Origin of the sequence: Brevundimonas sp. LPMIX5 (assembly GCF_003576505.1) — a bacterium.
Lineage (GTDB): Bacteria > Pseudomonadota > Alphaproteobacteria > Caulobacterales > Caulobacteraceae > Brevundimonas > Brevundimonas naejangsanensis.
In genome coordinates this window covers 1-25,695 of record NZ_QWTZ01000015.1, presented here as the reverse complement: position 1 = coordinate 25,695, position 25,695 = coordinate 1, and the positions used below count along the sequence as shown (strand labels likewise).

The window sequence follows — 25,695 nt, the reverse complement described above, 5'->3', positions numbered from 1 at the left end:
GATAGATGCGGATGAACGAAATTTAACTGACGTACAGGCCGGATCGCGGCAGTGCCGACATCAATTTCGCGACGTTTTCAACGATGTTTGGGAAGATGGCGCACCCGAAGAGATTCGAACTCCTGACCCCCAGATTCGTAGTCTGGTGCTCTATCCAGCTGAGCTACGGGTGCGCACCGCCTTGCGGGCAGGGCCGGGTATCTAGCGGGTCGCTTTCGGGCTGGCAAGTCGGTTTTCTAAGAAAAACTTGAGAAAATGCAGGGTTGGCCTGAGCGGGCGCGGGGCCTAGGCATAAGGCGCCCTGCAACGTGCTGGAGAGATTGCGTGCGCGCCTTGCCATTTTCGACCTTCCGTCCCGCCCGCAGAATGTCGGCCCTGATCGCAGGGACGGCCGCTGCGGCCCTGTTGCTGAGCGGATGCGCGACCTCGGCGGTGGACGTCGGCGTCGCGCCGGGAGCGCAGGCGCAGGCGCAGGCGCAGGCAAGCCAGACCATCGCGCGCGGGCCGTTCGTGTCGGCGGCCAATCCGCTGGCGGTCGAGGCGGGGATGAAGGTGCTGGCGCGCGGCGGGTCGGCCGTGGATGCGGCCGTGGCCGTGCAGGCGGTGTTGGGGCTGGCTGAGCCGCAGTCGTCGGGCCTGGGCGGCGGCGCCTTCATGATGTTCTATGACGCGCAGAGCGGGGCCGTCACCGTCTATGACGGACGCGAGACGGCGCCGGCCGCCGCCACGCCTGAACTCTTCTATGAGAACGGCAAGCCCCTGGCCTTTGTCGATGCGGTGTTGAGCGGGCGCTCGACCGGGGCTCCGGGCGTGGTGCCCATGCTGGCCCTGGCGCAGAAGCAGCACGGCGCCCTGGCCTGGTCGGAACTGTTCGGCGACGCCGAGAAACTGGCGCAGGACGGCTTTGTCGTCAGCGAGCGGCTGGCGGGCATGATCAACAGCGACGCGCCTCAGGCGAAGACCCGCTGGGCGAGCGAGTATTTCACCAAGCCGGACGGCGCCCGCTATCAGGCGGGCGAGACGTTGCGAAACCCGGCCTATGCCGAAACGGTGCGCCGTATCGCACGGGACGGGGCCGCCGCCCTGCAACAGGGGCCGTTGGCCGAGGCCATCGTCGCCGCCGTGCATGAAGGCCCGCGCCCCGGCGCCCTGACCACGGCCGACGTCGCCGGCTATCGCCCGATCGTGCGCGAGGCCGTGTGCGGCCCCTACAAGATCTACACCGTCTGCGTGCCGCCGCCGCCGTCCAGCGGGGCCTCCATCCTGGAGCTGCTGGCGATGGCTGAACGGACGCCGGACATCGACAAGGGCCCGGACAGCCCCGAGGCCTGGGCCGCCTTCGGCCAGCTTCAGCGGCTGATGTACGCCGACCGCGACCGCTATTTCGGCGATCCGGCTTTCGTCAGCGTTCCGGTGGCCGGTCTGCTGGACACCGCCTATGTGGCCGAGCGGGCGGCCCTGGCGCCGGGCCTTCGCGGGGCGGCGCCCTATGGCGTTCCGGCGGGGGCGCCGAGCGTCGGCGCTGACGCTACGCGGGAACCGGCGGGGACGTCGCACCTGGTCGTGGTGGATGCGCAAGGCAACGCCGTCAGCATGACCACCACGGTCGAGAGCCTGTTCGGCTCGGGCCGTATGGCGGGCGGCTTCTTCCTGAACAACCAGCTGACCGACTTCTCCATGGTCCCGACCGCGTCGGACGGCACGCCTGCAGCCAACGCCGTGGCGGCGAACAAGCGGCCGCGTTCGTCGATGTCGCCTGCCCTGATCCTGGATCGCGAGGGGCGTCTGGTCGGCCTGCTGGGCTCGCCGGGCGGCTCGTCGATCCTGGCCTATAACGCCAAGGCCCTGATCGGCGCCCTGGCCTGGGGCTTGCCGCTGCAGCAGGCGTTCGACCTGCCGAACCTGGTGGCCAAGGGTGACGGCTTCGGCGCCGACACCGAGGGCTTCCCGGAGGCGGTGCGCGAGGGGATGGCGGCGCGCGGCGTGGAGTTGAAGCCCAATACGACCGAGACTTCCGGTCTGCACGGCGGCCTGTGGCGGAATGGGCGCTGGGACGGCGGCGCGGACAGCCGTCGCGAGGGCGTGGCGCGGACGCAGTAAAGGCTGCGAGGCCGCTTAGCGCGGCGGGCGGATCGTCAGTTGGAAGGCCACCAGGCCTTCCGACACGTCGGTGTTGATGCCCTGATAGCCGCGCAGGCCCTTGGCTTCGATTTCGCGGTAGACGACGCCGAACGAGCTCTGCACCGCGCCCCGGCGATAGGCCACGCCGATGGAGGCGTCGCCGAGATAGGTGCCGGCGTCCTGGCTGACGCCCGAGCGGGCGAAATCGCCGTCGCGCGTGCGGGCGAAGTTGTAGCCGACCGCCCGCTTGGAGCCTGCGGCGTACAGATACCAGCGCGGGCGCTCGCCGAAGGCCTCGTCGCCGTTGGGGGCCAGGCGGTCCAGGTTTTCGCCGATGCGCAGGGTGGCGCCCGCTTCGGCCGAGGGGCCGTCGCTGCCGACCCCGAAGCCCGCGTGCGGCGTCAGCGACACCTCCAGTCCCGAGGGGGTGCGACCGCTGGCCGCTGTCCAGCCGCGCGTATAGGTGACGTCATAGCTCTCGCCCGAGAAGGCGACGGGGTCGAGGGCGCGGGGCGGGGCGGGCGAGCCGTCCGCGTGGCGCAGCTCGCCGGTGGTCGTGATCCGCAGGCGGTCGGTGAAGCCGTCGCCCGCGAACCAGGCCTCTTGCCGCAGTTGGCCTGTTTCGGCGCTGAGACGAGAGGCGTTGTTGAACTGGACCGGGGCGCCGAAGGCGGCGTCAGGATCGGCCGAGAAGGGCAGGCGGCTGTCGACCACGGAGGCGGCGTCCTCGAAACGAACAGCCTCGCCCCCGCGCGCGGCTATGGAGCCTTCGGCGTCGACCTGGAGCAGGGCGGAAGCAGGCATGGCGGAAACAGGCAGGGGAACGACAGCAGCCGCCCCGATCGCCAGTCCTGCCCATGCCATGCGCCGCATCAACGGTCCCTCCCGACCCGTTAACAGTTCCACTGTGCACGAACGCCGGGGAACCGCAACGGACTCTTTTGCGCCTTAATCCTTATCAAACGAACGAAGCCGCCCGGAGAGGGTTCCCCGGGCGGCTCAAAGGCGATGGCGATGACGGCTAAGGCTGCCTTACTGGCAGGCCAGGCACTCGTCGTAGTCGGTCGGGGCGGCCGAGAAGAGATCCGGCTGGTTCGGATCGATCTCTTCTTCCTGCTTGTCGTCGGCGCCGGCGAAGGCGGCGCGCTGCACCGACTTGGAGCGCAGATAATAGAGCGACTTCAGGCCCCGCTCCCACGCCGACCAGTGCAGCATGTGCAGGTCCCACTTGTTGACGTCGCCGGGGATGAACAGGTTCAGCGACTGCGCCTGGCAGATGTCGCCGGTGCGGTCGGCCGCCAGTTCGATGACCCAGCGCTGATCCAGTTCGAAGGCGGTCTTGTAGACGGCCTTCTCCTCGTGGCTGAGGGCGTCCAGATGCTGAACCGAGCCTTCGTTCTCGAGGATCGAGGACCAGACGGCCTCCGTGTCGATGCCCTTTTCGCCCAGCAGCTTCTGCAGATAGGGGTTCTTGACCGCGAAGGAGCCCGACAGGGTCTTGTGGGTGTAGATGTTGGCCGGGATCGGCTCGATGCCCGCCGAGGTGCCGCCGCAGATGATCGAGATCGAGGCGGTCGGGGCGATGGCCAGCTTGTGGCTGAACCGCTCCATCACGCCGCGATCGGCGGCGTCGGGGCAGGGGCCCTTCTCTTCCGCCAGGGTGCGGCTGGCCTTGTCGGCCTCGCGGCGCAGGTGCTTGAACAGGCGCATGTTCCAGCTCTTGGCCATGGCCGATTCAAAGGCCACGCCCTGCGCCTGCAGGAAGGAGTGGAAGCCCATCAGGCCCAGACCCACCGAACGCTCGCGCTGGGCCGAATAGACGGCGGCCGCCATCGACGACGGGGCGCGGGTGATGAAGTCCTCGAGCACATTGTCGAGGAAGCGCATGATGTCCTCGATGAAGCGGGGCTCTTCGCGCCATTCCAGGAAGGTCTCGGCGTTGACCGACGACAGGCAGCAGACGGCGGTGCGCTCGACGCCCTTATGGTCCAGGCCCGTGTGCAGCATGATTTCCGAGCACAGGTTGGACTGTTTGACCGACAGGCCCAGGTCCTTCTGGTGCTGCGGCATCTGCCGGTTCACCGTGTCCGAGAAGATCAGATAGGGCTCGCCCGTCTGCATCCGGATTTCCAGGATCTTGGTCCACAGGTTGCGGGCGTCCACGGTTTTGCGCACCTCGCCGTTCTTGGGCGAAACTAGGTCGAACGGCTTGCCGTCGCGGACCGCCTCCATGAAGGCGTCGGTGATATTGATGCCGTGGTGCAGGTTCAGCGAGCGGCGGTTGAAGTCGCCCGACGGCTTGCGGATTTCGAGGAATTCTTCGATTTCCGGGTGGTGGATGTCCAGGTAGACAGCGGCCGAACCGCGACGCAGGGACCCTTGCGAAATCGCCAGCGTCAGGCTGTCCATCACGCGGATGAAGGGGATGATGCCCGAGGTCTGGCCCGCGCCCTTGACCTTTTCGCCGATGGAGCGGACGCCGCCCCAATAGGTGCCGATGCCGCCGCCGTTCGAGGCCAGGGAGACGTTCTCGTTCCAGACGTTCTGGATGCCGTCCAGGCTGTCGTTGACCGCGTTCAGGAAGCAGGAGATCGGCAAGCCGCGATCGGCGCCGCCGTTCGACAGGACGGGCGTGGCGGGCATGAACCACAGCTTGGACATGTAGTCGTAGACGCGCTGGGCGTGCTCCGCATCGTCGGCATAGGCGGTGGCGACGCGGGCGAACATGTCCTGATAGCTTTCGCCCGCCAGCAGATAGCGGTCTTCCAGCGTCTTCTTGCCGAATTCGGTCAGCAGGGCGTCGCGCGTGCGGTCCAGTTTCAGGCCGCCCACCACCTTCAGTTCCGGCTTCAACTCGATCGGAGCCGGGGAAACCTTAGAAAATTCCGTCGTCTGCAACGCTTCGCCGCCAGCCATTTTCGTCCCTGTCCCGAACAAATGCGATTAGAAGGCCGTACCGGTTTGAGACACTACATCTAGTGGCTGTTCGCCGGTGCTCGGCTACATATATGGGTACACATCCCTAACCGCAGGTAAAGCTCTTGACGGGACCTTTTCAGACGAATCGGTGGGCGGCTGATCACACCCTGTGGAAATGACTCAGGAATTGGCCCGGTCACATTTTTCACCGAACGCGCGTCGATTTCTGCGGCGGCGAGACGGGAACGGCCAGGCAGCTTGGCCGTTAGCGCCCCATGGCCCCGCACCCTACCGCTTTTCTGACCCGCGCGCTGCGTGTCGCGCGCACTGAAATCGCCGCTGTGGCCGCCATGCTTGTCGTCGCCCTGGGGGTGCTGACCTTCATCGAGGTCGCCGACGACATGCGCGAGGCGGACGGTCAGGCCTTCGATCAGGCGGTGCTGGCGGCGGTGCGTCCCTTCGCCGACGATCCGGGGCGGCCCTGGGGGCCGTGGTGGCTGCATGAGGCGGCGGCGGACCTGACCTCGCTGGGCGGCATATCGGTCCTGTCCCTGTTCGCGATCATCGCCATCGGCTTTCTGCTGATCATGAAGAAGCGGCTGTCGGCGCTGATGCTCGTGGTCGGCCTGGCGGGCGGGGTGGCCCTGAGCGAGGGGCTGAAAGCGCTGTTCGAGCGCGAGCGGCCGCCGCAGATCTATCAGGCGGTCGATACGCTGAACGCCAGTTTCCCCTCGGGCCACGCCCTGCTGTCGACGGTCTTCTATCTGACGCTGGGCGTCATGCTGACGCGCGCCTTTCCGCGTCGGCGGCTGAAGGCCTATGTCTTGGGTTGTGCGGTGGTGATCGCCCTTCTGATCGGGCTGACGCGCATCTATCTGGGCGCCCACTGGGCCTCGGACGTATTTGCGGGCTGGAGCGTGGGCGCCGCCTGGTCGATGGCTCTGTGGCTGGTCGCCTACGCCGCCGAGCGCCGTCAGCGCCTGCATGATGCGCCGCTTCAGGACGCGCCCTGATCGCCCGCCCTCTTAGACGCCTGCCCCCTTAGACCAAGGTCTAGCGCCGCGACGGCGCAAGGCTGTCGGATAAAGAAGGACGACGTTTCAGGAGTTGCCCATGACCGATTTCGCCGCCCTCTACGCCGAACGGCTGACGACGCCCGAGGCGGCGGCCGCCCTGATACCGTCGGGCGCCAAGGTGGCTATGGCCCTGGGCGTCGGCCAGCCGCCGGCCCTGCTGAAGGCCCTGGCCGACCGGGCCGAGGCGCGGCAGGTCGGCGACATCAACCTCTACTACCTGCTGTCCACCGCCATCGCGGGCGAGACGGTGATGCGCTATGAACTGACCGACCGCATCCGCCCGCACAGCCTGTTCCACGGCGCCATCGAACGGAAGCTGGAGGCGCGCGCGATCGAGGAAGGCCGCCGCGCCGTCTGGTTCGTGCCGACCGGCTTTCAGCAGGCGCCCCGGGTGCTGACGCAGGAGATCGGCGTCGACACCCTGCTGGCGACTGTCTCGCCGATGGACGCCGAGGGCTATTTCAGTTTCGGGACCAACACCGACTACGCCCTGGCCGTATCGAAGAGTGCGCAGCGGGTGATTCTGGAGGTCAATCCGCACATGCCGCGCGTGTTCGGCGATTGCCGCGTCCACGTCTCTCAGGTCGCGGCCCTGATCGAGCATTCGGCGCCCCTGCTGGAGGCGGGCAAGGCGCCGCAGCAGCCGCAGGATCTGGCCATCGGCGCCCTGATTGCGGGACTGGTCGAGGACGGGGCGACGTTGCAGATGGGCATCGGCGCCCTGCCGGACGCCGTGTGCGCGGCCCTGCACGATCATCGCGATCTGGGCGTCCACACCGAGATGCTGACGCCGGGTCTGGTCGAACTGATGAAGGCGGGCGTCGTCACCAATGCGCGCAAGACCCTGCATCCTGGCAAGACGGTCTTCACCTTCTCGATGGGCGACCGCTCGACCTATCAGTTCCTGCACGAGAACCCGGCCGTCGAGGCCTATCCGGTCGACTATGTGAACGACCCGGCCGTCATCGCCCGCAATGACAGGATGGTCTCGGTCAACGCCACCCTTCAGATCGACCTGTTCGGGGCATGCTGCTCCGAATATCTGAACGGGCGGCAGTATACGGCGGCGGGCGGCCAACTGGACTTCGTGCGCGGAGCGGCGGCGTCGCAGGGCGGCAAGTCGATCATCGCCTGCCATTCGACGGCGGCGAAGGGGACCGCCTCGCGCATCGTGGCGCGGCTGGACGGTCCGGCGACGACGCCCCGCAACGACATCCACTACGTCGTCACCGAGCATGGGGCGGTCAATCTGAAGGGGCTGACTGACGACGCCCGCGCCCGCGCCCTGATCGGCCTGGCCGCGCCCGAGTTCCGCGAGGGGCTGGAGTTGGAGGCGAGGGCGATGGGTCTGATCTAGGCCCTAGCCCTCCCAGCCGTCGTCGAACGGGAATCGCTCCGCCCAGAAGTCTTGCAGGGCGGGCAGGGCGTCGACGCGGCGCACGACCTCGGCCATGCCCGGCGCTTCGGCATAGAAGCGGCGACGCTGCGGCGTCCAGCGGCTGGCGACGGCGACATAGAGGTCCAGCACCGTCATCTCCTCGCCCAGCAGGAAGCGGCCGGGCGTGACCTGGCTGTCCATCATCCGCCAGCACGCGGCGATGCGGTCGAGGGTGCGCTGCTGGATTTCGGCCTGAGCCTTTGGATCGTCGCCCACGAGGCGGGACGGCTCGTCCCGCACCCAGAACATCGAATAGATGGAGGCGGGGATGAAGCTCATCCAGCGCAGAAACTGCGCCCGGCGCGGATCGTCCAGCGCCGGCGATAGCCGCGCTTGCGGATGGGCGTCCGTCAGCCAGATCAGGATGGCGGCGCTTTCGGTGACGACCTCGCCGCCGGGCGTGACCAGGGCGGGCACCTGGCGCATGGGATTGACCGCCGCCACCTTGTCGCGCTCCGCCTCGGCCTCCCACGTCGGTGCCTCGACCACCCGATAGTCCAGTCCGATCAGCCGCAGCGTGGCCTCGACCGGGACAGAGCCGGATCCGGCGGCGCCGTAAAGCGTGAAAACCATCCCCATCTTCCTCCCCAATTTCCTGTCATCGAAACACCATATCTAGCGGTCGAGAGAAATGTGATCGCTAGATGTGCGCATCTTCCCTTGTCCCCGCGCGCTGACGGACGCATGGTGAAACGCATCTTCTCCGGATTCGCCCCAGGTCTTTTTCGATGAACGCTCCCGCTCTCATTCGTCCCGGCACGCCCGGCCTGCTGACCCCTTCGGCCGCCTACAAGCCGTTCCGCTACCCGTGGGCCTTCGACATGTGGAAGAAGCAGCAGCAGGTCCACTGGATGCCCGAGGAAGTCCCGATGGGCGAGGACGTCAAGGACTGGGCCGCCAATCTGAACGACGGCGAGCGCAACCTGCTGACCCAGATCTTCCGCTTCTTCACCCAGGCGGACATCGAGGTGCAGGACAACTACATGGAGCGCTACGGCCGGGTCTTCAAACCGACCGAGGTGAAGATGATGCTGGCCGCCTTCGCCAATATGGAGACCATCCATATCGCGGCCTACGCCCTGCTGCTCGAGACGATCGGGATGCCGGACAGCGAGTTCGGCGCCTTCATGGAATACGAGGCCATGAAGGACAAGCACGACTACATGGGCCAGTTCGGGGTCGACAGCGACGCCGACATCTGCCGGACCCTGGCCATGTTCGGGGGCTTCTCGGAGGGGCTGCAGCTGTTCGCCAGCTTCGCCATGCTGATGAACTTCCCGCGCCAGTCCAAGATGAAGGGCATGGGCCAGATCGTGTCCTGGTCGGTGCGTGACGAAAGCCTGCACTGCGAGGGCATCATCAAGCTGTATCACGCCTTCAACAAGGAGACGGGCGCCGTCACCAAGGCCGTGGCCGACGACATCGTCGACTGCTGCAAGACGGTGATCGAGATGGAGGACAAGTTCATCGACCTGGCCTTCGAGATGGGCCCGGTGAACGGCATGACGCCCGACGACATCAAGGCCTACATCCGCTTCATCGCCGACTGGCGCCTGCGCCAGCTGAACCTGCCCGAGGTTTACGGCGTGACCGAGAACCCGCTGCCCTGGCTGCAGTCGCTGCTCAGCGGCGTGGAGCACGCCAACTTCTTCGAGGCGCGCGCCACCGAATACTCCAAGGCGGCGACGCAGGGGGCCTGGCACGGCGCCGACGGCGTCTGGGACAGCTTCGACAATATGATGAAGCGCCGCACGGACAGCGTTGAAGCCTGATCCGGCCCGCTGCGGCTAAGTAAAAAGGCGCCGCTGACGCAAGGTCGGCGGCGCCTTTTCTGTTGCTGAAGGCTTAGTTCGGCCCCTGACGCCCGGCGTTGCAGCGGGCGCGGTCGCCGCGTTCGCAGGCGGCGACGGTGGCGCGCCAGTCGGCCATCTCGCGGTCATAGCGGGCCTGGGCTTCCCCGGCGGCGCGCAGATCGGCCTCGTGGCGTTCGCGGGAGGCGCGGGCGTCGGCCTCCGTCTGATCGAGCTGGGCCTGCCAGCGCCGCTGCGCCTCGGCCTGCGCGGTCTGATTGGCGCGGTCTTCGTTCTCGGCCAGATCGTTCTGGGCGACGATTTCGGCATTCAGAGCCTGGGTCCGACGCAGTTCGTCGGGGTCCTGCTTCGAATCGGGCGCGCGCCGGTAGCGCTCGCCCTTGATCAGCATTTCGGCGACGTGGTCGCGCGACTGGGTTTGGGCCTGAGTCTGCGGCTGGTCGGCGCGGGGCGCCGTCGACTGGGCGCCGGCGGGCGCGGCGAGGGCTGCCAGAGCTAGCGTCAAGGCCACGGCCTGGGGCAGGACCCGGGCGGCGTTTCGCGGGGCGGAAAAGCGAATCATCGAAATCTCCTTCGGACGCGGCGACGGAACGCTGCAAGCTTGGCGTTTCCGAGGCTTCAGGGAAACAACGCTTTGTGAGCCGGTTTGGCTGCCTGTCAGATCGGCAGGCGCAATTCGAACCGCGCGCCCCAAGGCCCGGTGTCGACCAGCGTCAGCGAGCCGCCGTGGTTCGCCGCCAGTTCGCGCGAAATGGTCAGGCCCAGTCCCGTGCCGTCCGCCTTGCTGCCGCTGACGAAGGGCTCGAACAGGCGCTCGGCCAGGCGCGAAGGGATGCCGGGCCCGTCATCGGCGATGAGGATGGCGGCCTCAGCCCCTTCGGTCGCGGCGCTGACGGTGATGGCGCCCTTGCCTCCGGTCTCGGCGTTCGCCTCGATGGCCTGGCGGGCGTTGCGCATCAGATTGACCAGGATGCGGTGAAGTTGGTCCGGGTCGGCGTTGACGGTGAAGCGGGCGGGCAGGTCGCGCACCAGCTTGACCCCGTCCGGCTCCAGTCCGGCGTCCTCGGCGGCGGCGGCCACGGCGCGGGCCAGCAGCATCTTCTGACGCTGGGGCTCCGGTTCTTCGGTCTTGCCGTAGGCCAGGACGTTGCGCGCCAGGGTCGAGGCGCGCCCCAGCGCCCGTTCCAGCCGGGGCAGGGCCGTCGCCACCAGCGGGTCGGACGAGGTCGACAGCCGCTCGGACGCCATCTGGGCCGAGGTCAGCATGTTGCGCAGGTCGTGGTTGATCTTGGCCACCGCCTCGCCCAGCGCCGCCAGACGGGCGCGCGAGCGCAGGGACTGGCGCACCTCCTCCTGCATCCGCGCCAGTTCGCGCTCGACCCGGCCGATCTCGTCGCGGCGGTTGGAGGGCGTCTCGGCCGGGCTTTCCGGATCGGCGGCGAAGCGCTCGATCGAGCGCGTCACCCGGCTGAGCGGTTGCAGCACAAGATAGGACAGGGCGGCGTACAGAAGGCCGCCCGCCATCGCCGCGATCAGCAGGGCCACGGCCAGGTTATTGCGCAGGAAGGTCGCCAGTTCTTTCTTCAGCGGCTGGGCCGGGGCCAGGATCTCGATCAGGTCGCCCGAGCGATAGCGCGGCGCCGCCTGCACCCGCAGCGAACGGTCCGGGTGGCCGAACAGGGTCTTCCACGGGTCCAGCAGCCGCGCGCCGACATTGCGCTGGCGCAGGTCGATCAGTTCGGGCGCGCGCGGCAGGTTGGGGGCCTGCAGCAGCAGGCGGCGCACGCCTTGTTCGCCGACCACGACCGACTGCACCCCGCCGATGCTGAGCAACTGCTCCGCCGTCGTATCCTCCACCGCCGAATAGGGCAGGGCCTCGACCCCGACCGAGGCCAGTTCGGCCGCCTGCAGCCGGTCCATCAGCCACCGCTCCTGGAAGGAGGCGGCGCTGGGCACGATGATCAGGCCGACGACCGACAGGGTGAAGACGACCGTCAGCACCAGCAGCCGCACCGACAGGCCGTCCGGCGACGGCAGGGCGAACCGGCGGCGCGGCTCGGGCCTTTCCGTCACCGGCGTGACCTCGGGCGCATGGGACTGCATCTCGCCGGCCGTCATGACGCCTCCATGCGGGGGCGGCCGCGCAGCTTCTGGCCCAGCCTGAGCAGCAGGGGGAGCAGCATCGACAGGAAGGCCACGCCCATCAGGGGCCAGAAGAACTCGGCGAACAGGCTGCGGATGTCGGGGTTCGGGTTGGTGATCAGCACCTCATGCAGGCTGTCGCCGATCCAGCAATAGATGATGTGGGCGGGCAGCAGGCCGACGAAGGTGGCGATGACATAGGGGCGCAAGGGCGCCGCCATCACGCCCGCCGCCACATTGATCATGTGAAACGGCACGGTGACGACCAGGCGGGCGATCAGCACATACCAGAAGGTGTCCTTGTCCACGCCCGCGCAGACTCTGTTAAGCAGGCCAGTATCGGCGGCGGCGCGGCGGCGCAGGGAATCGCCCAGGGCCGTGCGCCCTACATAATACACGGCCAGGGCGCCGACGGTGGCGGCGAAGGCGGTGGCCACGCCCCCGACCCACGGCCCGAACAGATAGCCCGCCGTCACGGTGATGAAGACCACGCCCGGCACCACGCTGGCCGTCAGCAGGGCGAAGACCAGCATCAGGGCGCCCAGCATCAGCAGATAGCGTTGGGCGACCAGCGCCTCCAGCGCGGCGCCGTGCTCGCGCAGGGTCTCCAGCGACAGATAGCGATTCCAGCCCATGCCGAAGATCAGGGCGGCGGCGGCCAGCAGCACGGCCAGGGGCAGAAATCTTTTGACCCGGTCCAAACCGCGCTCCGTCCTCTTCCTTCTGCATCCCTAGCGGATTTCCAGCCGTCGTGCGCGCCTGTCGAGCGCACTGAAAAGCGGCTGTGGCGTTGACTCCCGTCCTGTCGCCGCTTATACGCCCGCCTCTCTCGCGGCTGACGCTTGTGTCTGTCGCCAACCCCAGTAACCCGGAGCCGACCGTGAAGCGGACCTATCAGCCGTCGCGACTCGTGCGCAAGCGCCGTCACGGCTTCCGTTCGCGGATGGCCACCGCGAATGGCCAAAAGATTGTCGCGCGTCGCCGCGCCAAAGGCCGCAAGCGCCTGACGGCCTGACGTCACGCGCCCATTTCCCTTCAGGGCGGGGCGCATGACCGATCTGATGAAAATCGATCGCCTGTTGAGGCGGCCCCAGTTTCTGGCGGCCGCCAAAGGCGTTTCTCAGGCCCGAGGCGCCGTGGTGGTCCAGCAGTTGGACCGCGCCGATGGCGACCCCTCAGTACGCCTTGGCTTCACCGCCACCCGCAAGATCGGCGGCGCCGTCGTGCGCAACCGCGCCAAGCGCCGTCTGCGCGAGGCCGCGCGTCTGCTGACGCCGCTCCACGGGCGGGCGGGATGCGACTATGTGTTCATCGCCCGCATGGGCACGGCGGACCGTGACTGGGACCGCTTGCTTGACGATGTGAAATCGGCCCTTACAAGGCTCGCAACCCCGCGCGCGGCTCCCGATATGGGAGAACGGGCCGTTTCGCCCGCTCCGATACCGACCCGCGTCCCCTCCGACCCGCGCCCCGCCGACCAGGACCGCTGATCCCGATGCAGACCCAGAATTCGCGCAACACCATCATCTTCTTCGTGTGCGCGGCCCTGATCATGGGCGTCTACTACTTCATGGTGATGCGCCCGCAGGCCGAGAGCCGCCGCCAGGCGCAGATCGTCGCCGCCGAGCAGCAGAAGGCGCGCGAGGCCTCGGCCGACGCCGGGCTGACGTCGTCGTCGGCCGCGCCGGGCGCCTTCATCAAGGACCGGGGCGAGGCCCTGGGCGCCGTCGCCCGCGTGCCGATCCAGACGCCGACGCTGAAGGGTTCGCTGTCGCTGCAGGGCGCGCGCATCGACGACCTGTACCTGACCCGCTATCGCGAGACGCTGGACAAGAATTCGCCGCCGGTCGAGCTGTTCCGCCCGCAGGGGATGGAGCACGCCTATTTCGCCCAGTTCGGCTGGAGCGGCCCCAACGTCCCCGGCGGCGTTCCCGGTCCCAACACCGTCTGGCGCCTGACCAAAGGCGAGACCCTGACGCCGACCACCCCGGTCGAGCTGACCTGGGACAACGGCTCGGGCCTGCGCTTCACTCGCCTCGTCTCGATCGACGAGCAGTATATGTTCACGGTCAAGGACACGGTGGCCAACCTGGGGACCCAGGCCATCGCCATCGCCCCTTACGGCCGCGTCGAGCGCCAGGGCGTTCCAGTCGATCTGGGCAAGCAGATGATCCTGCACGAGGGGGCCATCGGCGCCTTCGGTTCGGACGGCAAATTCACCACCGAACAGGTCAAGTACAAGGACTGGGCCAAGAAGCCGCGCATCCAGAAGGAATCGGTCGGCGGCTGGCTGGGCGTCAGCGACAAATACTGGTTGGCGGCCCTGATCCCGACCCAGAACGAAGCCATCGAAGGCCGTTTCTCGGTGCGCGACGCCGACGGCATGAACATCCACGAAGCCGCCATGCTGGGCGCGACCCACACCATCCAGCCGGGCCGCCAGATCGAGGAGACCCAGCGTCTGTTCGCCGGCGCCAAGCGCGCCGAGGTGCTGAAGGGCTATGAGGAGTCGCTGGGCCTGCCGCGCTTCGTCTACGCCATCGACTGGGGCATGTTCTGGTTCCTGACACGCCCGATCTTCACCGTGGTGGAGTTCTTCTACGGCGTGCTGGGCAACTTCGGCCTGGCCATCCTGGCCCTGACGGTCGTGGTCAAGCTGATCCTCTTCCCGCTGGCCAACAAGTCCTATGAGAGCCTGTCCAAGATGCGGACCCTCCAGCCCAAGATGGAGGAGATCAAGAAGAAGCACGGCTCCGACCCGCAGAAGCAGCAGCAGGAGATGATGGCCCTGTATCAGCGGGAGAAGATCAATCCGCTGGCGGGCTGTCTGCCGATGGTGGTGCAGATCCCGGTCTTCTACGCCCTGTACAAGGTGCTGTTCGTGACCATCGAAATGCGTCACGCCCCCTTCTTCGGCTGGATCCGCGACCTGTCGGCGCGCGACCCCTCGACGGTGTGGAACCTGTTCGGCGCCGTGCCGTGGGACCCGGCCACCCTGCCGGTGCTGGGCGCCATCCTGAACGGCCCGCTGCACCTGGGCGTGCTGCCGTTGGTCTATGGCTTAACCATGTGGTTGCAGATGGCGATGAACCCGCCGGCGCAGGACCCGATGCAGCGTCAGATCTTCGCCCTGATGCCGATCGTCTTCACCTTCATCATGGCCCCGTTCGCGGCCGGCCTGCTGATCTACTGGGCCTGGAACAACGTCCTGTCGATCATCCAGCAATATGTGATCATGCATCGCTTCGGGGCCGAAAACCCGATCGACAGCTTTATCGCCCGTTTCAAGAAGGCCTGATCGTTTGGACGCTTCTGACGAGCCCAAGGTCGGCGAATACGCCGACGCCGAGATCGAGGCGGCGCGCGTGCTGTTCGCGCGCCCCGCGACCTTCATCATGGGCTGCGCCAAGATCGAGCAGCTGCCGACGCCGGACCTGCCCGAGATCGCCTTCGCCGGTCGCTCGAACGTGGGCAAGTCCAGCCTGATCAACGGTCTGGTGGGCATGCACAAGCTGGCGCGCGCCTCGAACGAGCCGGGCCGCACGCGCGAGGTCAACTTCTTCGATCTGGACGGTCGGATGCGTCTGGTCGACCTGCCCGGCTACGGCTGGGCCAAGGCGTCGAAAACGACAGTGAAGAAGTTTCAGGACCTGGGTCGCGACTATCTGCGCGGCCGGGTGACGCTGAAGCGCGTCTATCTGCTGATCGACAGCCGCCACGGCCTGAAGAAGGTCGACGACGAGGCGCTGGACGCGCTGGACCTGTCCGCCGTCTCCTATCAGATCGTCCTGACCAAGGCTGACAAGCTGAAGGCAGGGGAGGCCGAGAAGGTGCAGGCGGCGACGCTGAAGGCCATCGCCAAACGCCCGGCCGCCTACCCCCACGTGGCCGTCACCTCGTCCGAGAAGGGCCTGGGTCTGCCTGAACTGCGCGCCGAGATCATGCGCACGACCGGCGTCGTTCTCGACTGACTCTCACGTTGGCGTGAACCGTTAAGCCGGACCGGCGTTGTCCCCTGGTTCTTAACGAGAGGGGAGCGCGTCATGCGTTCAGCGATCATCGGCGGCGTCGCCGTCGCCTGCCTGCTGGGTCTGTCGGCCTGCGGAAACAACAACAAGGCCGAAGGCCCAGCCGCTGAGGGGGCCGAGACCGCCTCGACGGCCCCGGCGACGCTCGACGCGCCCAAGCCCGGCCTGTGGCGCGTGTCCACCGCCATGGAAGGCATGCCGGGGGGCGCCTCGGTCCCGGCGCAGGACGTGTGCATCAAGGACGCCAAGCTGGAAGCGCCGGCTAGCGCCCAGCAGCCGGGCGCCGACTGTACGACCCAGCCGTTCGCGCGCCAGGGCGACGCCATGGTCGCTACCTCGTCGTGCACCCTGCCGGGCAATATGAAGGCCGATTCCACCATCCGCGTGACCGGCGACTTCAACAGCCGCTACGTCACCGAGGTCACCACCAAGATGGACCCGGCGCCGACGCCGCAGATGGCACAGACCAAGGTCACCATGACGGCCGAGCGCATCGGCGACTGCCCCGCCGGTCAATAAGCGGCGCCAATAGACGACTGATCGTCACGGCCGGTATGGCGTCGCGCATGCGCGGCCCCATATCGGTCGGATGATCCCTCTGTCCATTCTCGACCTCGCCCCCGTGCCGGAAGGCTCCGACGTGGGCCAGGCGCTCGCCAACACCATCGATCTGGCCCGCCATGCCGAACGGCTGGGCTACAGCCGCTACTGGCTGGCCGAACACCACAACATGCCGGGCATCGCCAGCGCGGCGACCTCGGTGGTGATCGGCGCAGTAGCGGCGGCGACGAAGACCATTCGCGTCGGCGCAGGCGGGGTCATGCTGCCCAACCACGCCCCACTGGTCATCGCTGAACAGTTCGGCACCCTGAACGCGCTGCACCCCGGCCGCATTGACCTAGGACTGGGTCGCGCGCCTGGCTCGGATCAGGCCACGGCGCGGGCCCTGCGCCGCACGCTTCAGGGCGACCACGACGCCTTCCCGCAGGACGTGATGGAACTGATGCAGTGGTTCGCGCCCGCCGCGCCGGATCAGCGCATCATCGCCAATCCGGGCGAGGGGCAGGACGTGCCGATCTGGATTCTGGGCTCTTCGACCTATGGCGCCCAACTGGCGGCGCATCTGGGGCTGCCCTACGCCTTCGCCAGCCATTTCGCGCCCGGCGAGATGATGCGGGCCATCGACATTTATCGCCGGACCTTCCGCCCGTCGCAGCACCTGGACAAGCCCTACGTCATGCTGGGCTACAACGCCTTCGTCGCCGAGACGGACGAGGCGGCGCGCCTGCTGTTCACCTCGGTCCAGCAGGCCTTCGTCAACCTGAGAACCCGCCGCCCCGGCAAGCTGCCGCCGCCGGTCGAGGGCTATTACGAGCGGCTGGACGGCGCGGCGCGCGGCATGATCGACGCGGCCCTGGCCTGCTCTGCGGTCGGCGCTCCGGCGACAGCCAGGGCCGCCCTTGACGCCTTCATCGCCCAAACCGAGGCGGATGAACTGATGCTCACCAGCCAGATATGGGATCCGGCCGCACGGATACGCTCGCTGGAGCTGCTGGCCGAGGCGGCGGGGGCGGCGGTCTAACTGGATATGTCCTGAGCGTCGTCATCTTCGAGGCGCCGTGCGGCGGCGCCCAACTGAATCGCGTCTGCCAGGTCCTGGGCGGTGAAGCCGGCCGCCTCAGCGAGTCTTTGTCTCAGCCCGCGACAGGCGGCCAGAATAGCGGCCGCCCTGCGCGCCTCAGGCACGGGCGAATCGACGCCGAGGTCTGCGCTGGACGCAAAACGGCGACCTTCGCCTTCTGGAGCGGCTTGCACCATGGCCCAGCGCTGTTCCGGGGTCAGGGCGTCTTCGAGCTTCTCCCACGGCGCCTGACTGTCGGCGCGCTGGTAGTGGCCGATCTCTCCGGGCAGGTCGTGACGGACGTAGATTTCGAGCGCCGCCGCCTCGATGGCGTCGATTTCCGCGCCGAGAGCCAGGCGGCCGTCGGCTTCCCGTGAGCGCCCATCGTGCAGCCGCTGCGGTGAAGGCTCTCGCGATCGTCCGAAGCGGCTGAACAAGACTTGCTCCGTCAGCGGTTGAGCGTGCTGGTCACCGAGACGTCGTAGACGACGCGGGTCATGCTCTGCACGAACTCGAAGAATTTGCGCATCTCTGCGGCCCCGGCGCGCGGGGCGTAGATGACGTCGTCCGGCTGCATCTGGAAGTTGCTGGCGATGAAGAAGCCTTCAGCCTCGTTCAGATTCAGGCGATAGACGACCGGCACCCCGCGAGAGGTGGGAGCCTGCTGAATGCCCAGAGCCTGCGCCACTTCAGGCCGCTCGAAGCGGAAGATCAGCACCGACTGGGCGTTGGCCAGGTTGGAGTCCAGGCCGCCGACGCCGCTGAGCGCTTCGGCCAAGGTCAGTGGGCCGGACGGCAGTTCGCTGCGCGCCACGGCGTTGAAGGCGCCGAAAGAGCTGAAGCGGCGGGGCTTGTGGACCAGATTGACCTGGTCGCCGCGCTGCAGGCGCACATTCTCGTTAAACTCGGTCGTGACGATCGACAGCGGGGCCGTATAGACTTTGTCGTCGCGCTGGATCCGCACATCGATATCATACAGCGAGCGCGACGGTCCCCCGGCGGCGGCGATAACGTCCAGAAGCCTGTCATGGTTGGAGGACAGGGGCTGGCGGCCCGGGTTGCGGACATCGCCCAGCACGGTGACGGCGTTGGATGCGTTGGCTCCGATGGTGACGATCACCTGCGGATTGGCGACCTTGCCGATTAGGGCGCGGCGCACGGCGGCCGCAGCCTGCGACGGTGTCAGCCCCTGAACATTGACCTCGCCCGCGAAGGGGATAGGCACCGCGCCCGTGCGGCCTACCACCAGCGGGGGCAGCATCTGCGCGCCCGAGGTGGCGGTTGTGGTTCCCATGCCGCTGAACAGGCCGCCGCCGGGTTCGAACACGCTGACGGCCAGGGTGTCGCCGATGCCGATGATGTCGGTCGGCGCATCCGACGACGCCAGGGCCAGGGTCGAGAAGGAGGGCGGCGGCGCGGCCTTGAGACGTTCGCTCAGGACGAAGTCCAGATCGATCAGGGCGTAGTCGCCGGCGCGTTCGGGCGAGGAGGCGCCCTGAACGACATTGCGCCCGGACGGCCCGTCGCGCGGCAGGGTGGAGCACCCGGCCAGAAGGGCGACGATGAGCAGGCTGGCGGCGGTTCTGGTCATGGGGCCTCTGTTCAATTTCATCAGATGCTTACCCTTCAGGCGGTCGCGCCGCCAGAGGAAGACAGCACCCGGTCCTGAACGACGTCGAAATGGCGCTCCCAATCCGGCGCGCAGTAGGGCGGGGCGACGGGCGGGTTGCGGGTCCAGTCCTCCAGCGCGCTCAGCCAGCCCAGCCCGTCCAGCGGGTCGATCAGGCGGGCGTGGGGCACCAGTTCGCGGTGCGCGGCGATGTCGGAGGCGATCAGAGGCACGCCCATGGCGCTGGCCTCGACGGCGGGCAGGTCGAAGCCCTCGACCGACGACGGTGCCACCATGGCGCGGGCGCCGCGCATCAGCGCCGACAGGGCGCAGTCGGGCAGGTTTTCCGCCTGATGCACCAGGCCGCGCAGATTGGGCGAGCGTTGCAGGTGATCCAGCACCGCCTCGTTTTCCCAGCCGTAACGCCCGACCAGGACCAGGCGCGGCGTCTCGGCGCCCATCGTCTCCTGCAGCCGCCGCCAGACGGTCAGCAGGAAGGCCAGGTTCTTGCGGGCCTCGATCGTGCCGACGTGCAGGAAATAGGGGCGGGCGGCCGTGATGGCGGTGCGGCTGTCGAAGGTGCGTTCCAGCCCCAGGTGGGCGACGTCGATCGGCGGGGCGGCCAGGTTCGACCGGGCGGCGAAGCGGCTCAGCTCATCCGCTGTATAGTGGGAGTTGACGATGATGCGCGAGGCGTGGCGCAGCACATTCTCCATGCGCCGTTCATGCTTGGCCCCGTCGCCGGGACGGCAGAACTCGGGGTGCGTCACCGGGATCAGATCATGGACCATGATGATCCGTTCGATGCCGCCATGCGCCAAAGAGGTCAGGATGTCCGGCGTATTCAGACTGGTGTGGCCGACGTTGATATAGGCGCGCGCCGCAGGCGGGGCGGCGATGCGGCGCGACCGGAAATACTGTTTCCACACCCGCTTCGGCTTCTTGCGAAGCTGCGGGCTTTCCTCGGGGGCATGGCCGATGACCGAGGCGTCGTCCTCGGGCGAACTCAGGGCGTCGAACAGTTTACGGGCCTCGCCGTTTAGTTCGGACACCGCGCCGGGGCCGGTCCAGCGCATCCGAAGCTCGGTCAGGCGCTGGCGGAACCAGTCGTTGTCGACGCGCGCCAGTTGATCCTTGCGCGCCCGCACCGGCGTCATGCGATAGACGGGATGCTCGATCAGCCACTCGGCGTATGCCAGACAGACCCGGTCCACGCCGGTCGGCGCACTGCGTTCGGTCCGGCTGAGCAATCGACTGGCGTCGAAGAGCACGTCCTGCACCATCAGGAGACGTATCCTGCCTGCATCAACTCGGCGATGTGGATGATGGCGACCGGGCGGCGCTCATCGACGACGAACAGATTACTGATCTTGTTGGCGCTCAACAGATCGACCACGTCGCTCATCCGGGCCTGCGGATCGACCGTGATCGGGCTGCGGCTCATGATGTCTTCGGCGTGCAGGGTCGTGATGTCGTTGGCGAAGGCGCGGCGTACGTCGCCGTCGGTGATCATGCCCGCCAGGGCGCCGTCCGGCGCCAGCACGGCGACCGCGCCCTTGCGCCCCTCGGTGATGGCCGAAACGACGGTTCTGAAATCCGCGTCCAGAGGCACGCTGGCGGGCGCAGCGGCGTTGTCGCCCATCCATTCGCGCACTGTCTGCAGGCTCATGCCCAGCGAGCCCCCCGGATGGTGCAGGCCGAAATCCTCCCGCGTGAAGCCGCGCCGGTCCATCAGCACCATCGCCAGGGCGTCGCCCATCGCCAGCGACATCAGGGTCGAGGTCGTCGGCGCCAGGCCGTTGGGGCAGGCCTCGGCCACCTTGGGCATGGTCAGGCAGACGTCGGAGTGGCGGCCCAGGAAGCTCTGCGGCCTCTGGGTGAGGCCGATCACCGGAATGTCGTTGCGCGCACAGAAGATCAGCGGATCGCGCAGTTCGCGGCTCTCGCCCGAGTTGGACAGGGCCAGAAGCGTGGTGTCTGGGCGCAGCATCCCCAGGTCGCCGTGGCTCATCTCGGCCGGGTGGACGAAGAAGGAGTTGGTGCCGGTCGAGGCCAGGGTGGCGGCGATCTTGCCGCCGATGTGTCCCGACTTGCCCATGCCCGTGACCACGACATAGCCCGGCCGTGACAGGATGACATCGGCCGCCCGCGCGATCGAGGAATCCAGCGACCGCTCCAGCGCCTCAAGCGCCTCTATGTTCAGGCGCACGACCTCGCGGGCGCGGTCTGACATGGCGGCGAGCTGTTCGGGAGTAGAAGGGGCGGAAATGGCGGTCATGACGGTTCCAGGCGCCGGGGCCGCTTCTGCGGCTCTTCGTACAGCAGCGGGAATTGCCCCAATAAGCTGCTTCGCACAATGGCGCGTTCGGAAAGCGCCGCTCAAAACTTTCCGATCCGCCCGTTTGAGAATCTTTTACAACCTTTGCGGTGTTGGGGCGTTGTGACGGTCTCACTAATGGGAAAGTCGAAACCTCAGCCTGATGTCCGATGCTCAGGGGGCCGTACCCCCGCGCCTGCCTCACCCGCCCGTCTGCTTGCCGGGCCTCGCACTGTTTCTTGACCTCGATGGCGTGCTGGCGCCCCTTGCGCCGACGCCGGACGCCGTGGGCCCTGACGTGCGCCGCACGGCGGTTCTGACGCGGCTGACGCAGGTCCTGCAGGGACGAACGGCCGTGGTCAGCGGTCGCACCCTGGCCGAGATCGATCGGATCAGCGACGGCGCCGCGCGCGCCGCCTCCGGCGTGCATGGGCTGGAGCGTCGGCGAGACGACGGCGCCTTGCTGCGGACGGCCCCCTCGCCCGCCATCGGGCAGGCCTTGCAGGCCTTCCATGCCTTCGCCGCTGACAGACCCGGCGTTCTGGTCGAGGACAAGGGATTGTCCGCTGGCCTCCATTTCCGTCAGGCTCCGACCGAGGGCGAGGCGGCGACGCGGCTGGCGACCGATCTGGCGGCGGCGACGGGCCTGACCCTGCAGTCCGGCTCAATGGTGCTGGAGCTTAAGACCCCCGGCGCGGACAAGGGCACGGCCGTCCGCGCCTTCATGCAGGAGCCGCCCTTCCTCGGCGCTGTCCCCGTCATGGTCGGCGACGATCTGACCGATGAGGCCGGGTTCGAGGCGGCGCAGGCGCTCGGCGGCTTTGGCGTTCTCGTGGGCGCCCCGCGCTCGACCGCCGCCCGCTATGGTCTGCCCGGCGTGTCCGCCGTTCTGGACTGGCTGGAAGCCGTCGCCGCCGACGTTCACAAGGAGGCTCGCCATGAAGCCTGACCTCGACCTCGCCCCCATCGGCAACTGCTCCGTCAGCGCCCTGATCGACCGGCGCGGCCGCATCGTCTGGGCCTGCGCCCCGCGCATCGACGACGACCCGGTCTTTTCCGCCCTGATGGACGGCGAGGAGCCCGAGCACGGCTTCTGGGCCGTCGAACTGGAGGGCCTCGCCACTGTCGAACAGGCCTATGTGCGCAACACGGCCGTGCTGCGCACCGTCCTGACGGCCGAGGATGGGGCCGCCGTCGAGATCATTGACTTCTGCCCTCGCCATCTGAAGCACTCGCGCATCTATCGGCCGACCGCCTTTGCGCGGGTGTTGCGACCCCTGTCGGGATCGCCGCGCGTGACCGTGCGCCTGCGCCCCTCGGCCGACTGGGGCGCGCGGGCGGCCGAGCGGACCTCGGGCTCCAACCACGTCCGCTATCTGTGCAGCGACGTGACGCTGCGCCTGACCACCAACTGTCCCGTCAGCCATGTGCTGAACGAGCGCACCTTCCGTCTGGAAGAGGAGATGGCCTTCTTCCTCGGCCCGGACGAAGGCTATGACCAGTCGGTGCTGGCGGGCGTCAACGCGGCGCTGGACCTGACCATCGCCCACTGGAAGCACTGGACGCGCACCCTTTATCTGCCGCTGGACTGGCAGGAGGCGGTGATCCGCGCCGCCATCACCCTGAAGCTGTGCGTCTACGAGGAGACCGGCGCCATCGTCGCCGCCATGACGACGTCGGTGCCCGAATTTCCCGAGAGCGGGCGCAACTGGGACTATCGCTACTGCTGGATCCGCGACGCCTATTACACGGTGCGGGCGCTGAACCGCCTGGGCGCGGTGGATATCCTGGAGAACTACCTCGGCTATCTGCGCAATCTGGTCGACGCCTCGGCGGGCGGCCATGTGCAGCCGGTCTATGGCGTGGGGCTGGAGCCCGCCATCGTAGAGCGCATCGTCGACAGCGTCGAAGGCTATCGCGGCATGAAGCCCGTGCGCGTCGGCAATCAGGCGCATGAGCATCTTCAGCACGACGTCTATGGCCAGATCGTCCTGCCGCTGGTTCAGGCCTTCTTCGATCAGCGCCTGCTGCGTCCCGGCACGGTCGAGGATTTCCGCGCTTTGGAAAAGGTCGGCGACCGCGCCTTCGCCATGCACGATCAGGTCGACGCGGGCCTGTGGGAGTTCCGCACCATCGCGAGGGTGCACACCTATTCCTCGGTCATGTGCTGGGCGGCCTGCGACCGTCTGGCCCGCGCGGCGCTTCACCTGGGCCTGAACGATCGCTGTGAACTGTGGCGCGAGCGGGCGCGCATCATCCGCGAGCGCATCGAGGCCGAAGCCTACCTTCCCGACGAGGGCCGCTTCGCCGCCAGCTTCGGCGGAACCGAGCTGGACGCCGCCCTGCTGCAGATGACGGACCTGGGCTTCCTCGACGCCCGCGACCCGCGCCAGGTGAAGACCTTCGAGGCGATCGAGCGCGACCTGAAGCGCGGCCCCTATCTGTTCCGGTACATCCACCCGGACGATTTCGGCGAGCCCGAGACCGCCTTCAACTTCTGCACCTTCTGGTACATCGAGGCCCTGGCGCTGAACGGCCGGGTCGAGGAGGCGCGCGTCATCTTCGAGGAGATGCTCAGCCGCCGCACACACGCGGGCCTGCTCAGCGAGGATATTTCGATCCAGGACGGCGAACTGTGGGGCAACTACCCCCAGACCTATTCCCTGGTCGGGATCATCAACTGCGCCGTCCTGCTCAGTCGTTCATGGCAGGATGCGCGATGAGCCGCCTGATCGTCGTTTCGAACCGCGTCTCGGCGCCCAAGGACCCGGCGGCGGGCTCGGCGGGCGGTCTGGCCATGGCTTTGTCGGCGGCGCTGCGGAAATATGACGGCCTGTGGTTCGGCTGGTCCGGCGAGACGGTCGAGCATTTCACCGGCGAGCTCAACGTCGAGGATCGCGCCGGCGTCACGGTGGCCACCGTCGATCTGGAGCCCCAGGATGTCGATGAATATTACAACGGCTACGCCAACAAGACCCTGTGGCCGCTGTTCCATCACCGCGTCGACCTGACGGCCTATGAGCGATCCTATGGCGAGGGTTATGAGCGCACCAACCGCCGTTTCGCCGAGGTGTTGCAACCGTTGTTGCAGCCCGACGACGTCATCTGGATTCATGATTACCACATGATCCCGATGGCGCGGGATCTGCGCCGTCTGGGGGTGAAGAACCGCATCGGTTTCTTCCTGCACACGCCCTGGCCTGCGCGGCAATTGCTCGTCACCCTGCCGCATCACCGACGCCTGGTGAAGTCCATATTCCACTTTGACCTGCTGGGCTTCCAGACCCGCGAGTGGATGGAACTGTTCCAGCGCTATGTCGAGGTCGAGGCCAAGGGCGTGGTCGGGCCGGGCGGCCGTGTCGAAGCCTTCGACCGCAGCGTTCAGCTTGGCGTCTTTCCCATCGGCATCGATGTGGACGGCTTCCTGGCGGCGCGCGATTCCTTGCTGGGCCAGAAGACCTATGACCGTATCGCGGCCAGCGCGGCCTTCCGCTCCATGATCGTGGGGGTGGACCGGCTCGACTATTCCAAGGGGCTGGAACAGCGCCTGCTCGGATATGAGCAGTTCCTGGAAGACAATCCGTCGATGCGGGGCGACGTCTTCCTGCTGCAGGTGACGCCGATTTCGCGCGATGACGTGGATACCTATCAGGATATCCGCGCGCGGCTGGAAGCTCTGGCCGGTCGCATCAACGGGGCCTATGCCGACATGGACTGGCAGCCGATCCGCTACCTGAACCGGACCTTCCGGCGCGACCAGCTGGCGGGCATCTATCGCGCCGCCAGGGTCGGGCTGGTGACCCCGCTGCGCGACGGCATGAACCTGGTGGCCAAGGAATACGTCGCCGCCCAGGACCCTGACGACCCCGGCGTGCTGATCCTGTCCCGCTTCGCCGGCGCCGCCGAACAGATGGGCGAGGCCTTGCTGGTCAACCCCTTCAGCCGTGAAGAACTGTCCGACGCCATCCGCAAGGCTCTGACCATGCCTCTGGAAGAGCGTATCCGAAAGTGGAAGGCCCTGATGCAGGTCGTCCGCGACACGGACGTCGCCCACTGGCGCGATCAGTTCGTGCGCGCCCTGCTTGCAGAGAGATAGCCCTGCGGCGCAACGCCTCATTTGCGCGGTGCGGCGAGGCGGGAATGCGGCGAATTCGTCTGACTGCAACCCTTCAAGCTGCGGACGCAGAGGGCTGGCCGTGGCAATTGAGAGTCCTGATCGTCTGGTCTTGAACCATCTGTGTCGGGATGTTGTGGAATTCATCGCCGACCCCGGTTATGACGCCGCAAGTAAGTTGTCGCAAAGTCCGCAGGTTCATCGCTCGTTCAGGTTCGTCCAGACAGTGAAGCCCTGTTGTCAGACACCGAGGCGGGGACGATTTTTTGTGTTGAAACGGCGCCACAGTCGCCACAATCAACGCTAGAAGAGGGAACTGCCGCACTGCAATGTCGTTCGGGTTTCGAGCGCCTTCGCGGGGTACGTGTCGGCTATCGGATTAACTAAGGAGTGTGAGGACACCATGAAGCTGAAACTTCTGGCCAGTGTCGCTGCAGCCGGGCTGTTTGCAGCCGGCGCAGCATCGGCTGAGCCCGATGGCTGGTACGGCGCGATCGAT

Annotated in this window: 23 protein-coding genes and 1 tRNA gene; 13 read left to right on the top strand and 11 right to left on the bottom strand. The window is 67.4% G+C overall.

The window, feature by feature from the left end; genetic code table 11:
* Nucleotides 1-96: 96 nt before the first annotated feature.
* A tRNA-Arg gene (locus tag D1604_RS13455) sits at nucleotides 97-173 on the bottom strand.
* 193 nt (nucleotides 174-366) lie between these two features.
* Here D1604_RS13455 and D1604_RS13450 point away from each other — a divergent pair.
* Nucleotides 367-2,100, top strand: a complete 1,734-nt coding sequence (locus D1604_RS13450; RefSeq protein WP_119413707.1) for a gamma-glutamyltransferase family protein — start codon at nucleotides 367-369, stop codon at nucleotides 2,098-2,100.
* A gap of 15 nt (nucleotides 2,101-2,115) precedes the next feature.
* Here the strand turns inward: D1604_RS13450 and D1604_RS13445 are convergent, their stop codons facing one another.
* Both D1604_RS13445 and D1604_RS13440 read right to left on the bottom strand, forming a co-directional pair.
* Nucleotides 2,116-2,994 (bottom strand): lipid A-modifier LpxR family protein, encoded by an 879-nt coding sequence (locus D1604_RS13445; protein ID WP_233552096.1) that lies wholly within the window; start codon nucleotides 2,992-2,994, stop codon nucleotides 2,116-2,118.
* Nucleotides 2,995-3,153: 159 nt separating this feature from the next.
* The gene (locus tag D1604_RS13440; RefSeq protein ID WP_119413706.1) at nucleotides 3,154-5,037 is read right to left on the bottom strand and encodes a ribonucleoside-diphosphate reductase subunit alpha; all 1,884 of its coding nucleotides are present in this window, start codon (nucleotides 5,035-5,037) and stop codon (nucleotides 3,154-3,156) included.
* A gap of 278 nt (nucleotides 5,038-5,315) precedes the next feature.
* Here D1604_RS13440 and D1604_RS13435 point away from each other — a divergent pair, with 278 nt between their 5' ends.
* Both D1604_RS13435 and D1604_RS13430 read left to right on the top strand, forming a co-directional pair.
* Nucleotides 5,316-6,053, top strand: a complete 738-nt coding sequence (locus D1604_RS13435) for a phosphatase PAP2 family protein (protein WP_024354920.1) — start codon at nucleotides 5,316-5,318, stop codon at nucleotides 6,051-6,053.
* A gap of 100 nt (nucleotides 6,054-6,153) precedes the next feature.
* Nucleotides 6,154-7,473, top strand: a complete 1,320-nt coding sequence (locus D1604_RS13430; protein WP_119413705.1) for an acetyl-CoA hydrolase/transferase family protein — start codon at nucleotides 6,154-6,156, stop codon at nucleotides 7,471-7,473.
* 3 nt (nucleotides 7,474-7,476) lie between these two features.
* Here D1604_RS13430 and D1604_RS13425 read toward each other — a convergent pair whose 3' ends face one another.
* Nucleotides 7,477-8,133 (bottom strand): glutathione S-transferase family protein, encoded by a 657-nt coding sequence (locus D1604_RS13425; RefSeq protein ID WP_119413704.1) that lies wholly within the window; start codon nucleotides 8,131-8,133, stop codon nucleotides 7,477-7,479.
* Nucleotides 8,134-8,282: 149 nt separating this feature from the next.
* On the opposite strand from D1604_RS13425, the gene D1604_RS13420 reads away from it, so the two are divergent.
* Nucleotides 8,283-9,326 (top strand): ribonucleotide-diphosphate reductase subunit beta, encoded by a 1,044-nt coding sequence (locus D1604_RS13420; protein ID WP_119413703.1) that lies wholly within the window; start codon nucleotides 8,283-8,285, stop codon nucleotides 9,324-9,326.
* Between the two features lie 73 nt (nucleotides 9,327-9,399).
* Here D1604_RS13420 and D1604_RS13415 read toward each other — a convergent pair whose 3' ends face one another.
* The 3 genes from D1604_RS13415 to D1604_RS13405 all read right to left on the bottom strand — a co-directional run bounded on the left by D1604_RS13415 (nucleotide 9,400) and on the right by D1604_RS13405 (nucleotide 12,208).
* The gene (locus D1604_RS13415) at nucleotides 9,400-9,927 is read right to left on the bottom strand and encodes a cell wall hydrolase (RefSeq protein WP_233552095.1); all 528 of its coding nucleotides are present in this window, start codon (nucleotides 9,925-9,927) and stop codon (nucleotides 9,400-9,402) included.
* A 95-nt stretch (nucleotides 9,928-10,022) separates the two neighbouring features.
* Nucleotides 10,023-11,483 (bottom strand): sensor histidine kinase, encoded by a 1,461-nt coding sequence (locus D1604_RS13410; RefSeq protein ID WP_119413702.1) that lies wholly within the window; start codon nucleotides 11,481-11,483, stop codon nucleotides 10,023-10,025.
* Nucleotides 11,480-12,208, bottom strand: a complete 729-nt coding sequence (locus D1604_RS13405; protein WP_119413701.1) for a TVP38/TMEM64 family protein — start codon at nucleotides 12,206-12,208, stop codon at nucleotides 11,480-11,482. The genes D1604_RS13410 and D1604_RS13405 overlap by 4 nt, the downstream gene beginning before the upstream one ends.
* Before the next feature lie 179 nt (nucleotides 12,209-12,387).
* On the opposite strand from D1604_RS13405, the gene rpmH reads away from it, so the two are divergent.
* The 6 genes from rpmH (at nucleotide 12,388) to D1604_RS13375 (ending at nucleotide 17,117) form a co-directional block, all read left to right on the top strand.
* A complete protein-coding gene (gene rpmH, locus D1604_RS13400) occupies nucleotides 12,388-12,522 on the top strand; it encodes a 50S ribosomal protein L34 (RefSeq protein WP_024354913.1) in 135 nt (44 codons plus the stop codon).
* A 34-nt stretch (nucleotides 12,523-12,556) separates the two neighbouring features.
* Nucleotides 12,557-12,997 carry a ribonuclease P protein component gene (rnpA, locus tag D1604_RS13395; protein ID WP_024354912.1) on the top strand — a complete coding sequence of 147 codons (441 nt, stop codon included), beginning with the start codon at nucleotides 12,557-12,559 and terminating at the stop codon, nucleotides 12,995-12,997.
* Nucleotides 12,998-13,002: 5 nt separating this feature from the next.
* Entirely contained in the window at nucleotides 13,003-14,805 is a 1,803-nt protein-coding gene (gene yidC, locus D1604_RS13390) for a membrane protein insertase YidC (RefSeq protein ID WP_024354911.1), read from the top strand.
* 4 nt (nucleotides 14,806-14,809) lie between these two features.
* Complete coding sequence (yihA, locus tag D1604_RS13385) at nucleotides 14,810-15,478, top strand: ribosome biogenesis GTP-binding protein YihA/YsxC (RefSeq protein WP_003166775.1); 669 nt, start codon at nucleotides 14,810-14,812, stop codon at nucleotides 15,476-15,478.
* 72 nt (nucleotides 15,479-15,550) lie between these two features.
* Nucleotides 15,551-16,054 carry a DUF3617 domain-containing protein gene (locus D1604_RS13380; protein WP_119413700.1) on the top strand — a complete coding sequence of 168 codons (504 nt, stop codon included), beginning with the start codon at nucleotides 15,551-15,553 and terminating at the stop codon, nucleotides 16,052-16,054.
* A gap of 70 nt (nucleotides 16,055-16,124) precedes the next feature.
* On the top strand, nucleotides 16,125-17,117 hold the full coding sequence (locus D1604_RS13375) for an LLM class flavin-dependent oxidoreductase (RefSeq protein WP_119413699.1): 993 nt from the start codon (nucleotides 16,125-16,127) through the stop codon (nucleotides 17,115-17,117).
* Here D1604_RS13375 and D1604_RS13370 read toward each other — a convergent pair.
* From D1604_RS13370 to D1604_RS13355, 4 genes are read right to left on the bottom strand one after another with little or no spacing between them, the layout of a single operon-like run.
* Nucleotides 17,114-17,593 (bottom strand): hypothetical protein, encoded by a 480-nt coding sequence (locus D1604_RS13370; protein WP_119413698.1) that lies wholly within the window; start codon nucleotides 17,591-17,593, stop codon nucleotides 17,114-17,116. The two genes, D1604_RS13375 and D1604_RS13370, sit on opposite strands and share 4 nt — an antisense overlap.
* An 11-nt stretch (nucleotides 17,594-17,604) precedes the next feature.
* On the bottom strand, nucleotides 17,605-18,747 hold the full coding sequence (locus D1604_RS13365) for a polysaccharide biosynthesis/export family protein (protein ID WP_119413697.1): 1,143 nt from the start codon (nucleotides 18,745-18,747) through the stop codon (nucleotides 17,605-17,607).
* Between the two features lie 35 nt (nucleotides 18,748-18,782).
* Entirely contained in the window at nucleotides 18,783-20,048 is a 1,266-nt protein-coding gene (locus D1604_RS13360; RefSeq protein WP_119413696.1) for a glycosyltransferase family 4 protein, read from the bottom strand.
* Nucleotides 20,048-21,043: a KpsF/GutQ family sugar-phosphate isomerase gene (locus tag D1604_RS13355; protein WP_119413695.1), complete on the bottom strand. Its 996-nt coding sequence runs from the start codon at nucleotides 21,041-21,043 to the stop codon at nucleotides 20,048-20,050. The genes D1604_RS13360 and D1604_RS13355 overlap by 1 nt, the downstream gene beginning before the upstream one ends.
* Before the next feature lie 202 nt (nucleotides 21,044-21,245).
* On the opposite strand from D1604_RS13355, the gene otsB reads away from it, so the two are divergent.
* From otsB to D1604_RS13340, 3 genes are read left to right on the top strand one after another with little or no spacing between them, the layout of a single operon-like run.
* On the top strand, nucleotides 21,246-22,031 hold the full coding sequence (gene otsB, locus D1604_RS13350) for a trehalose-phosphatase (protein ID WP_119413694.1): 786 nt from the start codon (nucleotides 21,246-21,248) through the stop codon (nucleotides 22,029-22,031).
* Nucleotides 22,021-23,805, top strand: a complete 1,785-nt coding sequence (locus D1604_RS13345; RefSeq protein WP_119413693.1) for a glycoside hydrolase family 15 protein — start codon at nucleotides 22,021-22,023, stop codon at nucleotides 23,803-23,805. Before otsB ends, D1604_RS13345 begins: the two co-directional genes overlap by 11 nt.
* The gene (locus D1604_RS13340) at nucleotides 23,802-25,178 is read left to right on the top strand and encodes an alpha,alpha-trehalose-phosphate synthase (UDP-forming) (protein ID WP_119413692.1); all 1,377 of its coding nucleotides are present in this window, start codon (nucleotides 23,802-23,804) and stop codon (nucleotides 25,176-25,178) included. The genes D1604_RS13345 and D1604_RS13340 overlap by 4 nt, the downstream gene beginning before the upstream one ends.
* Nucleotides 25,179-25,695 lie beyond the last annotated feature (517 nt).